The sequence below is a fragment of the Stenotrophomonas sp. FBCC-B152 genome, assembly GCF_059134105.1.
The window spans coordinates 2,315,211-2,327,969 of record NZ_CP101442.1 but is presented as its reverse complement, the minus strand read 5'-3'; the positions used below and the strand labels follow the sequence as shown (position 1 = coordinate 2,327,969).

Sequence of the window (12,759 nt, the reverse complement as noted above, 5' to 3'; positions counted from 1 at the left end):
ATGTGTGGACTGGCAGGAATGTTGCTGGCCGCCCCCGTACGGGAGCAGGCCGCGTTGGAACAGCAGGCGCGCCGCATGGGCGATGCGCTGGTACACCGTGGGCCGGATGACAGCGGGGTGTGGGCCGACGCGGCCAGCGGGATCGCGCTGGCGCATCGCCGGCTGAGCATCCTCGACCTGTCGCCGCTGGGCCACCAGCCGATGGCGTCCGACGATGGCCGCTATGTGCTGGCTTACAACGGGGAGGTCTACAACTTCGCCGCGTTACGGCTGGAGCTGGAGGAGCGCGGCCACGCCTTCCGTGGGCATTCCGACACCGAAGTGCTGCTGGCCGCGTTCGTAGCCTGGGGCCTGGACGAAACCCTGCAGCGTGCCAACGGCATGTTCGCCATCGCCCTGTGGGACCGCGCCGAGCAATGCCTGTGGCTGGCCCGCGACCGGGTCGGCAAGAAGCCGCTGTACTACGGCTGGGCCGGCGACACGCTGGTGTTCGGTTCCGAACTGAAGGCGCTGTGGCAACACCCCGCGTTCGACAACGACATCGACCGCGACGCGCTGACCCTGCTGATGCGGCTGGACTACATTCCCGCCCCGCACTGCATCCACGAACGCTGCTTCAAGCTGATGCCGGGCCGGGTGCTGCGCCTGGATGCCGCCGCGGTGGCCGCCGGTGCGGCCGCACACCGCCCCGACCAGCAGCAGCTGCCGTTCTGGAACGCGCGCGAGCGCATGCAGCAGGCGCTGGCGTCGCCGTTCGTGGGCACCGACGATGAGGCGGAGAACCGGCTCGATGCCCTGCTGCGCGATGCAGTCGGGCTGCGCATGGTGGCCGACGTGCCGGTGGGCGTGTTCCTGTCCGGCGGCACCGATTCGTCGGTGGTGGCGGCGCTCATGCAGTCGCAGTCGTCCACGCCGATCCACAGTTTCAGCATCGGTTTCCAGGGCTCGGACCACGACGAGGCGCCGCTGGCCAAGGCGCTGGCCACCCACCTGGGCACCGACCACACCGAGTTGTACGTGAGCGGTACCGATGCGTTGGCGGTGGTGCCCGGGCTGCCGGCGATGTTCGACGAGCCGTTCGCGGATGCCTCGCAGGTGCCGACCGCGCTGGTGGCACGGCTGGCGCGCAGCGCGGTCACCGTGGCGCTGTCCGGCGACGGCGGCGATGAACTGTTCTTCGGCTACAGCCGCTACCAGCGCGCGCTGCGCAACTGGACGCTGCTGGGCCGGGTGCCGGCGCCGCTGCGGCGCTGGATGGCCGCCCATTCGCAGACCCAGGGCGAGGCCTCGCGCACCGGCGGCCTGGCTGCGCTGCTGGCTGAAACCGGCGCGCGCGGCATCGGCGATGTGTACCGCAACCGCATTTCGCGCTGGCGCGACCCGGTGTCGGCGGTGATTGGCGCGCGTGGGGCGGGCAGCTTCTACGATCTGGCCGATCCGCTGCATGGCGCCGGCTCGCCGGCCGACGCGATGATGCTGGCCGATTTCAGCACCTACCTGCCAGATGACCTGCTGTGCAAGGTGGACCGCACCAGCATGGCGGTCAGCCTGGAGGCCCGCGCGCCGCTATTGGACTGGCGCGTGGCCGAGTTCGCCTGGTCGCTGCCGCTGTCGATGAAGCAGCGCGACGGGGTGAGCAAGTATCTGCTGAAGCGGGTGCTGGGCCGTTACGTGCCGCAGGACATGGTGCACCGGCCCAAGCGCGGCTTTGGCGCGCCGGTCAGCGCGTGGTTGAAGGGCGACCTGCGCGGTTGGGCCGATGAACTGCTGGATCCGGCGCGATTGCAGGCCGAAGGGGTATTCCATGTGGAGGCCATTGTTCCGCTGTGGAAGCAGTTCCAGCAGGGCGAACGCAAGTGGCACACCCACCTGTGGAACGTATTGATGTTCCAGGCGTGGCAGGCGCATTGGAAAGAGGTGAGGGCAGCGGTGGTGAACGCCTGACCGCGCATCGGTAGAGTCGCATCCCGATCGACTGCACGGGGTGGTGGTTGCATTCGGTGGGGCATGACCTCCGAACGGAATCGCCTCTCCGGCAGAGGTCATGCGTCCGCGTGCCGATCTACATCGCGTGCGTTCGTTTGGGAACCGAACCTACCACCGGGTGTCCGGCGCCGTCGTTCCTTCACCGCCCCGAACGCTGCTCCGGCCTAGGCTGGGTCTTCCCCTCAACGGAGACCCCCCATGGCCCAACCTACCATCGCCGTGCTGGTCGGCAGCCTGCGCACCGGCTCGCACAACCAGGCCCTGGCCCATGCGCTGGAGAAGCTGGCCGCCGGCAAGGCCCGCTTCGAGTACGTGCAGATCGGCGACCTGCCGCTGTACAACCAGGACTTCGACAAGGCCTACCCGGCCGAAGGCCTGCGCCTGAAGGAGCAGATCCGCAAGGCCGATGCGGTGCTGTTCGTCACCCCTGAATACAACCGTTCGGTGCCGGGCGTGCTCAAGAACGCCATCGACCTGGGCTCGCGCCCCTATGGCCACAGCGCGTTCGCCGGCAAGCCTGCGGCGGTGATCGGCGCCTCCATCGGCGTGATCGGCACCGCGCTGGCCCAGCAGCACCTGCGCAACATCCTGGCCTACCTGGACATGCCGGTACTGGGCCAGCCCGAGGCGTTCATTCATTTCAAGGAAGGCCTGATCGACGGGCAGGGGACCATCAGCAATGAAGGCACCCGAGACTTCCTGCAGGGGTTCGTCGACAAGTTCCTGGCCTGGATCGCCACCCACGGCGGTCAGCATTGAACCGGGCGGTTCTGCGATAATGGGGATACCGGCGCACGACCAACGGTCGTGCGCTACCCCGGGTAATTGGTACCGGTAGGGCACGACCGTTGGTCGTGCCGCCTTCGCGTCGCGCCTCTGGCTATCCACCGCTTATCCACAGGGTTGTGCATGGCTGTGGCGGCCGCTCCGTGCCTACCATGTCCCACGCTCCACTCTGCAGGAAGAACACCCCGTCATGTCCGCCCGCTCCGGCTTCCGTTCCGACCGCAAAGACCGCGGTGACCGCTTTGATCGCGACGAGATGCGCATCGATGCGCTGCGCGTGCCTCCGCATTCGATCGAGGCCGAACAGGCGGTGCTGGGCGGCTTGATGCTGGCCCCGGAAAGCTATGACCGGATCAACGACCAGCTGACCGAAACCGACTTCTACCGGCGCGACCACCAGACCATCTACCGCGCGATCCGCGAGCTGTCCGAGCGCGACCGCCCGTTCGATGCGGTGACCCTGGGCGAGTGGTTCGAATCGCAGGGCAAGATGGAGCTGGTCGGCGATGGCGCCTACCTGATCGAACTGGCCAGCACCACGCCGTCGGCGGCCAACATCTCGGCCTATGCCGAGATCGTGCGCGACAAGGCGGTGCTGCGGCAGCTGATCCAGGTCGGCACCGACATCGTCAACGATGGTTTCCAGCCCGAAGGCCGCGAGAGCAGCGAACTGCTGTCGGCGGCGGAAAAATCCGTGTTCGCCATCGCCGAGCAGGGCGCGCGCGGCCGTACCGATTTCGTGGCGATGCCCGGCGCGCTGAAGAATGCCTTCGAAGAACTGCGCAACCGCTTCGAGAACGGCGGCAACATCACCGGCCTGCCCACCGGCTATGCGGACTTCGACGCGATGACCGCCGGCCTGCAGCCGACCGACCTGATCATCCTGGCCGCGCGCCCGGCCATGGGCAAGACCACCTTCGCGCTGAACATCGCCGAGTACGCCGCCATCAAGTCCAAGAAGGGCGTGGCGGTGTTCTCGATGGAAATGTCGGCCTCGCAGCTGGCGATGCGCCTGATTTCGTCGAACGGTCGCATCAACGCCCAGCGCCTGCGTACCGGCCAGCTGGAAGACGAGGACTGGAGCCGGGTCACCGGCGCCATCCGCATGCTGAAGGAAACCAAGATCTTCATCGACGACACGCCGGGCGTGTCGCCGGAGATCCTGCGCTCCAAGTGCCGCCGCCTCAAGCGCGAGCACGACCTGGGCCTGATCGTGATCGACTACCTGCAGCTGATGAGCGTGCCGGGCAACAGCGAAAACCGCGCGACCGAAATCTCGGAAATCTCGCGTTCGCTCAAAGGCCTGGCCAAGGAACTGAACGTTCCGGTGATCGCGCTGTCGCAGCTCAACCGCTCGCTGGAAACCCGAACCGACAAGCGCCCGGTGATGGCCGACCTTCGCGAATCCGGCGCAATCGAGCAGGACGCGGACATGATCGTGTTCATCTACCGCGACGATTACTACAACAAGGAAAATTCCCCGGACAAGGGCCTGGCCGAGATCATCATCGGCAAGCACCGAGGCGGCCCGACCGGCTCGTGCAAGCTCAAGTTCTTCGGCGAATACACCCGTTTCGACAACCTCTCGCACGATTCGGTGGGTTCGTTCGAATGAAGGAAGCGCGCACGACCAACGGTCGTGCGCTACCGCGGTAGGTGCCCACCGTTGGTGGGTACGCGTTTCGTCGGCGGATCCGGGGTTTCGTCGCAAACCGGTTGAATACGGCCGGGCAGGGCGGCAACGTGGTCCCGCAGCGGCAAGGTGCCGCCCGGAGACCCGTCATGAAGACCCTGTTCGCGCTCGGCGTGTGGTGCCTGCTGTTCGTGCTGTGCTGGCCGCTGGCGATCCTGGCCCTGCTGGCCTGGCCGCTGGTGTGGCTGCTGAGCCTGCCGTTCCGCCTGGTCGGCATCACCTTCTCGGCGTTGTTCGCCTTCCTGGGCGCAGTGTTCATGCTGCCGGCCCGCCTGCTCGGCGGCGGCCGCGCCACGACGGCCTGAAACAAAAAACCCCGCCGAGGCGGGGTTTTTCGTTGCATCACCACGGGGCCGGTCAGTTGGCCTTGTGGATCGCGCGCTTGCTCACGGCCATGGCGGCGTCGTGGACGACTTCCGACAGGGACGGGTGGGCGTGGCAGATGCGGGCCAGGTCGTCGGCCGAACCACTGAACTCCATGGTCAGCACGCCTTCGTGGACCAGCTCGGACACGTTGGCGCCGACCAGGTGCATGCCCAGGATGCGGTCGGTCTCGGAGTGGGCCAGCACCTTCACGAAGCCCGCCGGCTCGATCATCGCCACGGCACGGCCGTTGGCGGCGAACGGGAAGCTGCCGGCCTTGTACGGAATGCCTTCTGCCTTGAGCTGTTCTTCGGTCTTGCCGACCCAGGCCAGCTCCGGCTCGGTGTAGATGACCCACGGAATGGTGTCCATGTTCACGTGGCCCGGCAGGCCCGCGATCAGTTCGGCCACCGCGATGCCTTCCTCGAAGCCCTTGTGCGCCAGCATCGGGCCGCGCACGCAGTCGCCGACCGCCCACACGCCGTTGACGCCGGTGTGGCAGTGGTCGTCCACTTCGATCTGGCCACGTTCGTTGACCTTGACGCCGGTACCTTCGGCCAGCAGGCCCTTGGTCGCGGCGCGACGGCCCACGGCCACCAGCAGCTTGTCCACCACCAGGCTCTTCTCGCCTTCGGCGTCGGTGTAGGTCAGGGCGACTTCCTTCTTCTTGCCCTTGCCGGTCACTTCGGCCTTGGAGACCTTGGCACCCAGGCGGATGTCCAGGCCCTGCTTCTTGAATTCCTTGGCGGCGACCTTGCCCACTTCGGCATCGGCAGCGGCCAGGAAGGTCGGCAGCGCTTCCAGGATGGTCACTTCCGCACCCAGGCGCTTCCACACGCTGCCCAGTTCCAGGCCGATCACGCCGGCGCCGATCACGGCCAGGCGGGCCGGCACTTCGGTGAAGTCCAGGCCGCCGACGTTGTCGACGATGGTGTCGCCGTCGAACTTGGCGAACGGCAGTTCGATCGAATCCGAACCGGCGGCGATGATCACGTTGGTGCCCTTGAGCTCGACGATGGAACCGTCGTGCTGGGTGACCTTGACCACGTTGCCCGGCTGCAGTTCACCGAAACCGTAGTAGGCAGTGACCTTGTTCGCCTTGAACAGCATGGCGATGCCGCCAGTGAACTGCTTGACGATCTTGTCCTTGCGGCCAACCATCGCCTCGACGTCCATCTTGGCATCCTTGAAGCTGATGCCGTGGTCGCCAAAGATGTGGCCCATATTCCAGAACTGGCGCGAGGAGTCCAGCAGCGCCTTGGACGGAATGCAGCCCACGCGCAGGCAGGTACCGCCCAGCGCCGGCTTGCCATCCTTGCCCAGTGCGGCGTCGATGCAGGCGGTCTTCAGGCCCAACTGCGCGGCGCGGATGGCAGCGTGGTAACCGGCCGGGCCGGCACCGATGACGACGACGTCGAATTGTTCAGCCATTGAAATAGTCCTTGATGCTTTACCAGAACCCCCTCCGCGCAGGCGCGGAAGGGGCGGGAGGTCTTACAGGCCGAACAGCATGCGGCCCGGGTTTTCCAGCTGGTTCTTGATGTCCACCAGGAACTGCACCGAATCCTTGCCATCGATGATGCGGTGGTCGTAGGACATTGCCAGGTACATCATCGGCGCGATCACGACCTGGCCGTTCTGGGCGATCGGGCGCTCCTTGATGGCATGCATGCCCAGGATGGCGCTCTGCGGCGGGTTGATGATCGGGGTGGACAGCAGCGAACCGAAGGTGCCGCCGTTGGTCACGGTGAAGGTGCCGCCCTGCAGTTCTTCCAGGCTCAGCTTGCCGTCACGGGCCTTCTTGGCGTAGTCGGCAATGGTCTTTTCGATGTCGGCGAACGACATGCGCTCGACGTTGCGCAGCACCGGCGTGACCAGGCCCTTCTCGGTCGACACCGCGATGGAGATGTCCGAGTAGCCGTGGTAGATGATGTCGTCGCCGTCGATCGAGGCGTTCACCAGCGGGAAGCGCTGCAGCGCGTTGGCGGCGGCCTTCACGAAGAAGCTCATGAAGCCCAGCTTGATGCCGTGCGCCTTGACGAACTCGTCCTGCAGGTCCTTGCGCGCAGCCGACACCTTGGACAGGTCGACTTCGTTGAAGGTGGTCAGCATGGCGGTGGAGTTCTTGGACTCCATCAGGCGTTCGGCGATGCGCTTGCGGATGCGGGTCATCGGCACGCGTTCTTCCGGACGTGCGCCACCGGCCTTGCCGGCGCCGCCGTTGCGGGCGAAGTTGACGATGTCTTCCTTGGTCACCGCGCCGCGACGGCCGGTGCCGTCCACATCAGCCGGGTTCACGCCTTCGGTGATCGCGGAGAAGCGCGCGCCCGGGGGCAGGGCATCGGCAGCGGACTTTGAGGCCGGGGCCGGCGCGGCAGCAGCGGCCGGGGCGGCGGCTGCGGCCGGAGCAGCAGCGGCCGGCTTGGCTTCAGCAGCCGGGGCCGGTGCAGCAGCAACGGCACCTTCCTCGATGATCGCCACGACCTGGCTCGAGGTCACGGTGGCACCCACCTCGAACTTGATTTCCTTCAGCACGCCATCAACCGGCGACGGCACTTCCAGCACGACCTTGTCGGTTTCCAGGTCGAGCAGGTTTTCGTCACGCTTGACGGCGTCGCCGACCTTCTTGTGCCAGGTGGCGATGGTGCCGTCGGCGACGGATTCGGGCAGTACCGGGGCTTTGACTTCGGTGGCCATGCGGGGGCTTCCTGGTTTGTCTTTTCTGGAATGAGGGGAAAGTTATTCAGCGACCGCGTCGTTGAACGGGTTGACCAGTGCATCGGCGACCAGCTTCTGCTGTTCGATGATGTGGTCCGCCATGTGACCGGCAGCCGGGGAGGCCGAACGGGCGCGACCGGCGTAGTGCAGGCTCTGGCCATCGGCCAGGCAGAACTGCAGGTGGTGGCGGATCTGGTACCACGCGCCCTGGTTCTGCGGTTCTTCCTGCGTCCACACCACGTCGGTGGCCTTGCCGTATTTCTTCAGTTCGGCCGCCAGCAGCGCGCGCGGGAACGGGTACAGCTGTTCCACGCGGATGATGGCAACGTCGTCCTGGCCGCGCTTGGTCTGGTCTTCCAGCAGGTCGTAGTAGACCTTGCCCGAACACAGCACCACGCGCTTGACCTTCTTGGCCTCTGCCTTGGCATCGCCGATCAGGTGCTGGAACTCGCCGTTGGCCAGCTCGTCCAGGGTCGACACGGCCAGCTTGTGGCGCAGCAGCGACTTGGGCGACATCACCACCAGCGGCTTGCGGGTGGTCAGGTGCAGCTGGCGGCGCAGCATGTGGAACGCCTGGGCCGGGGTCGACGGCACCACGACGAGCATGTTTTCCAGCGCGCACAGCTGCAGGAAGCGCTCCAGGCGCGCCGAGCTGTGTTCCGGGCCTTGCCCTTCATAACCGTGCGGCAGCAGCAGGGTCAGGCCGGTGATACGGCCCCACTTGGCTTCGCCGGCAGCGATGAACTGGTCGATCACCACCTGGGCGCCGTTGGCGAAATCGCCGAACTGGCCTTCCCAGATGCACAGGGTGTTGGGATCGGTGGTCGAGAACCCGTACTCGTAGGCCATCACGGCTTCTTCGCTGAGCAGCGAATCGATGATGGTGGCCTTCTCCGGCGAATCCACCAGCTGCCGCAGCGGCAGGTAGTAGTTGTCGGTCTTCTGGTCGTGCAGGATCGCGTGGCGGTGGGTGAACGTACCGCGGCCCACGTCCTGGCCGACCAGGCGCAGTGCATGGCCTTCGTCGAGCAGGGTGGCGTAGGCCAGGTTCTCGGCAAAGCCCCAGTCGCCCGGGATCTCGCCGGCGGCCATCTTGCGGCGGTCGTCGTACACCTTGGACACGCGCGAGTGCAGTTCCACTTCGGCCGGCACGGTGTTGATCAGGTCGGCCAGCTGCTTCAGCTTCGCCGGGTCCACCTTGGTGGAGACCGGGTCGGACAGCTTGCCTTCCAGCAGCTTGGGCCAGTCCACGAACAGCGCGCTGCTCGGCGGGGTCTTCTCGACCTTGGCCAGTTCGGTGGTGACTTCACCGGCATCGAGCTTGTTGCGGTAGGCGTCGACCATTTCCTTGCCGGCACCGGCGGCGATCACGCCGGCCTGTTCCAGCTGCGCGGCGTACAGCTCGCGGGTGGTCTGGTGCTTGCGGATCACCTGGTACATCAGCGGCTGGGTGATTGCCGGTTCGTCGGCCTCGTTGTGGCCCCAACGGCGGTAGCACATCAGGTCGATGACCACGTCCTTGGCGAACTTCTGGCGGAACTCGAAGGCCAGCTTCGCGGCGAACACCACCGCTTCCGGATCGTCGCCGTTCACGTGCAGCACCGGGGCGGCGATCATCTTGGCCACGTCGGTGGCGTAACGGGTCGAGCGGGTGTCTTCCGGGTTCGAGGTGGTGAAGCCGACCTGGTTGTTCACCACGATGTGCACCGTGCCACCGACGGCGAAGCCGCGGGCCTGCGACATCTGGAACAGCTCCATGACCACGCCCTGGCCGGAGAAGGCCGCGTCGCCGTGGATCAGGATCGGCATGACCTGCTTGCGGGCGGTGTCCTTGCGGCGCTCCTGGCGCGAACGCACGGAACCGGCCACGACCGGGTCGGCGATTTCCAGGTGCGACGGGTTGAACGCCAGCGCCAGGTGGACCGGGCCACCTTCGGTGGCCACGTCGGCCGAGAAGCCCATGTGGTACTTCACGTCGCCGGCCGAGGCGTGCTCGTCGTGCTCGAACTTGCCTTCGAACTCGTCGAACAGCTTGCGCGGGTTCTTGCCGAGGGTGTTGACCAGCACGTTGAGGCGGCCGCGGTGGGCCATGCCGATCACCACGTCCTTGACGCCATCCTTGCCGGCGTCACGGATGATGGTGTCCATCATCGGGATCAGCGAATCGCCGCCTTCCAGCGAGAAGCGCTTCTGGCCGACGTACTTGGTGTGCAGGTAGCGTTCCAGGCCTTCGGCGGCGGTCAGGCGCTCCAGCGTGCGGCGCTGGGTGGCAGCGTCCAGGCTGTAGTTGCCACCGGCCAGTTCCAGGCGCTGGTAGATCCACTGGCGCTGCTCGACCTCGGAGATGTGCATGAATTCCGCACCGATCGAGCCGGTGTAGGTCTTCTTCAGGCGCTCCAGCAGGTCGCGCAGTTTCATGCGCGGCTGGCCACCGACACCGCCGGTACTGAACTCGGCGTTGAGGTCACCCTCGGACAGGCTGTGGAACGGCAGGCCAAGGTCCGGCGAGTTGACGGCCTGGGCCAGGCCCAGCGGGTCCAGGCGGGCATCCAGGTGGCCGCGCGAACGGTACGCCGTGATCAGGCGACCGACATTGCGCTCGCGTTCGTCGCTGGCACCGGAGTTGCCGCCGCCCTTGACGGCGTTTTTGGCGGCGTCGGCGATATGGGCGATGACGGCCGAATGCGGAATGTCACCGGCTTCGCGGCCCTTGAAGCCGTCGAAGTAGGTCTTCCATTTGGGATCGACACTGTCCGGAGAAACGAGGTACTGCTCGTACAGATCCTCGATATAGGAGGCGTTGCCGCCGGCGAGCTGCGAAGACTGCGCAAACTGCTTCAGTAGATTGTCCACGATGGAGGGTCGGATTCGCTTGTGGGGTAAGGCTTCGATGATCCGGCAGGGAAAATGAATAGCCCTGCACGGGCGGTATCTAACGGTCCAAATTGTACCCCCATCGAGACAGGAAGGGGCACCGGAACGGCCTGCGGCGGGGCCGTGGTGTCATTCCCAGACAGGTTCAGGACCGGGAAAGGGACTACAGGCCAAGCGCGCGCAGTTCGCTGCAATCGCGCGAACGTTCCCATACGCGCTGCAAACCGTCCTGCAACGGTCGCGAACGTGCCGGCATGGCGAGCCCGGCTTCACCGTCGAAGCGGAGCCCACTCAGACGAAAGTAGTAGTCGCCGGCGTCGTTGAGCAGGCAGGCCGAGGCGAGGGCGCGGTCGATCGGGTCGGTCACCTGGCGCACCCGGATCACGGTGGGCAGGCGCTGGACCAGGCCCAGCAGGGGCGAGCCGGCCTGGGCGATGGCGGCGGTGTCATGGACGATCAGCTGGACCTGCTTGTCGTGGCGGGCGGTGGCGAAGCGGCGCAGCGCCTCCAGCACCGGTGGGGCATCGAGCAGGCCGGGGTCGAGCACGCGGCTGTGGATCCACAGCTGGCGGCGGGCACGCTCGACCAGGGCGGTGGTGATGGCCACCGCCTCGTCGGCGTTGTCGATGGCGACCGCGCCGCCCGGCACGCGGGGCATGCGCGGGTGGGCGATGCCGGGCCCGTCCATGTCAGGAGCCGGCGCCGCCGTCGGGGGTGCCGACGGCCTGGTCGTCGTCGCTGTCGTCGGTGTCGTCGAAATCGACGATCACTTCGACGCCATCGTCGTGGATGGTCACTTCGTGCACGTTGGCTTCGACGTCTTCATCCTCGACGACCTCGACCGTCTCGGTGGCGTCGATGATTTCGTATTCGGCCACTGCGTCGTCGGCGTATTCGTCTTCGTCGTCGAACGCTTCGCCGTCGAGCAGCTGGTAATAGCCGCCGGCCACCAGGGCGTGCAGGGCGTCGCGGCCCTTGGCCGAGAGCTTCTGGTACAGGGCGCCACCGATCTGTTCGGCGGCGGCCAGGGCCTGGGCGTCCTTCACCGGCAGGGCGAATTCGAGGCCGCTGCAGTACAGGCTGGCGCCGCGCTTGGCACGGCGCCAGGCCAGGCGGGCCCACGGGTGGCGGCCGAGTTCGATGCCTTCGGCCAGGGCGGCTTCGACTTCTTCGCGCGGGAGCGCTTCGCCGGAGGCGACCACGTCACCGGCGGCGCGGTAGGTGGTGATGAAACGGCCGAACCAGTCGCCGAGGCGGTCGGGGTCGTTCATGCGGATGGCGTTGAGGGCCTGGACCACGCGGCCCATGGCCACGGCGTCGATCTCGTTGGGGTCTTCGGGCACCTTCAGGTCCGGGTCCTGGTAACGGATGGCCTCGTCGGCATCCATGATCAGGGTGTCCAGGTAGTCGCTGATGAGCTCGGCGGAGGCGGGGGCGCGCATGCCGAAGGAGAAGGTCAGGCAGGGGTCTTCGGCCACGCCGTTGTGGGGGACATTGGGCGGCAGGTACAGCATGTCGCCGGGCGCGAGCACCCAGTCGTGGGTGGGCTTGAAGCGGCGCAGCAGCTTGAGTTCGACGTCGTTGCGGAAATCCAGCGGGGGGCGCTTGCCCTTGGTGGATTCGCTGGCGTCGATCTGCCAGCGGCGGTGGCCATGGGCCTGCAGCAGGAACACGTCGTACTGGTCGACGTGGGCGCCGACCGAGCCGCCGGTGGCGGCGAAGCTGATCATCACATCGTCCATGCGCCAGCGCGGCAGGAAGTCGAAGTGGCTGATCAGGGCGCGCACGTCGGGGTCCCACTTGTCGACGTCCTGGACCAGCAGGGTCCAGTCGTGGTCGGGCATGCCGGGGAATTCTTCTTCCTGGAACGGGCCGGTGCGCACGGACCAGCCGTCGGTGGCGCGGTCGTGGGTGATCAGGCGGGCCAGGGCGGTTTCCTCGCAGGCCAGGCCGGCCAGGTCTTCGGGCTGGAGCGGGGTTTCAAAGTCGGGGAAGGCGCCGCGGATCAGCAGCGGGCGCTTCTGCCAGTAGTCGCGCAGGAAGGTCGCGGCGGGCATGCCCAGCGGCAGCCCGGGGCGGGCCTGGACTTCGATGACGGGGGTTTTGGTCTTGCGCACAGCCATGGGGGAATCCTTGCAGCGTAAAGACGGAGTACGGGGTGCGCGGCGGTGTACGCGCGCTTGCCGGCCTATTGTCCGCTGGTTGGGGGCGATGTGCACCTGTGGTGGGTTGTCGCGTAGAGCCGCTGGCGCGTTGGTTGTTACGGCCTTCGCCGGCAGATGGTCGTACGCGGAAACGAGAGCAGACACGCATGGCGTGTCCCTACGCGGCAACGGCCT

General features: G+C 66.6%; 9 protein-coding genes. 4 read left to right on the top strand and 5 right to left on the bottom strand.

Features of this window, described 5'->3' with window-relative positions; all coding sequences use genetic code 11:
- The 4 genes from asnB (at position 1) to NMB40_RS10825 (ending at position 4,770) form a co-directional block, all read left to right on the top strand.
- On the top strand, positions 1-1,944 hold the full coding sequence (asnB, locus tag NMB40_RS10840) for an asparagine synthase (glutamine-hydrolyzing) (protein WP_494358390.1): 1,944 nt from the start codon (positions 1-3) through the stop codon (positions 1,942-1,944).
- 240 nt (positions 1,945-2,184) lie between these two features.
- Positions 2,185-2,745, top strand: coding sequence for an NADPH-dependent FMN reductase (locus NMB40_RS10835; RefSeq protein WP_494358389.1), 561 nt, complete (start codon positions 2,185-2,187; stop codon positions 2,743-2,745).
- 217 nt (positions 2,746-2,962) lie between these two features.
- The gene (locus NMB40_RS10830) at positions 2,963-4,387 is read left to right on the top strand and encodes a replicative DNA helicase (protein ID WP_494358388.1); all 1,425 of its coding nucleotides are present in this window, start codon (positions 2,963-2,965) and stop codon (positions 4,385-4,387) included.
- A gap of 167 nt (positions 4,388-4,554) precedes the next feature.
- Positions 4,555-4,770 (top strand): hypothetical protein, encoded by a 216-nt coding sequence (locus NMB40_RS10825; RefSeq protein WP_282248053.1) that lies wholly within the window; start codon positions 4,555-4,557, stop codon positions 4,768-4,770.
- 52 nt (positions 4,771-4,822) lie between these two features.
- Here NMB40_RS10825 and lpdA read toward each other — a convergent pair whose 3' ends face one another.
- The 5 genes from lpdA to NMB40_RS10800 form a co-directional block, all read right to left on the bottom strand.
- Entirely contained in the window at positions 4,823-6,259 is a 1,437-nt protein-coding gene (gene lpdA, locus NMB40_RS10820; protein WP_494358387.1) for a dihydrolipoyl dehydrogenase, read from the bottom strand.
- A 63-nt stretch (positions 6,260-6,322) separates the two neighbouring features.
- Positions 6,323-7,525 carry a dihydrolipoyllysine-residue succinyltransferase gene (gene sucB, locus NMB40_RS10815; RefSeq protein WP_494358386.1) on the bottom strand — a complete coding sequence of 401 codons (1,203 nt, stop codon included), beginning with the start codon at positions 7,523-7,525 and terminating at the stop codon, positions 6,323-6,325.
- Between the two features lie 42 nt (positions 7,526-7,567).
- The gene (locus NMB40_RS10810; protein ID WP_494358385.1) at positions 7,568-10,399 is read right to left on the bottom strand and encodes a 2-oxoglutarate dehydrogenase E1 component; all 2,832 of its coding nucleotides are present in this window, start codon (positions 10,397-10,399) and stop codon (positions 7,568-7,570) included.
- Positions 10,400-10,583: 184 nt separating this feature from the next.
- Positions 10,584-11,108 (bottom strand): DUF7931 domain-containing protein, encoded by a 525-nt coding sequence (locus tag NMB40_RS10805; protein WP_494358384.1) that lies wholly within the window; start codon positions 11,106-11,108, stop codon positions 10,584-10,586.
- A gap of 1 nt (position 11,109) precedes the next feature.
- On the bottom strand, positions 11,110-12,543 hold the full coding sequence (locus tag NMB40_RS10800; RefSeq protein ID WP_494358383.1) for a ribosomal protein uL16 3-hydroxylase: 1,434 nt from the start codon (positions 12,541-12,543) through the stop codon (positions 11,110-11,112).
- Positions 12,544-12,759 lie beyond the last annotated feature (216 nt).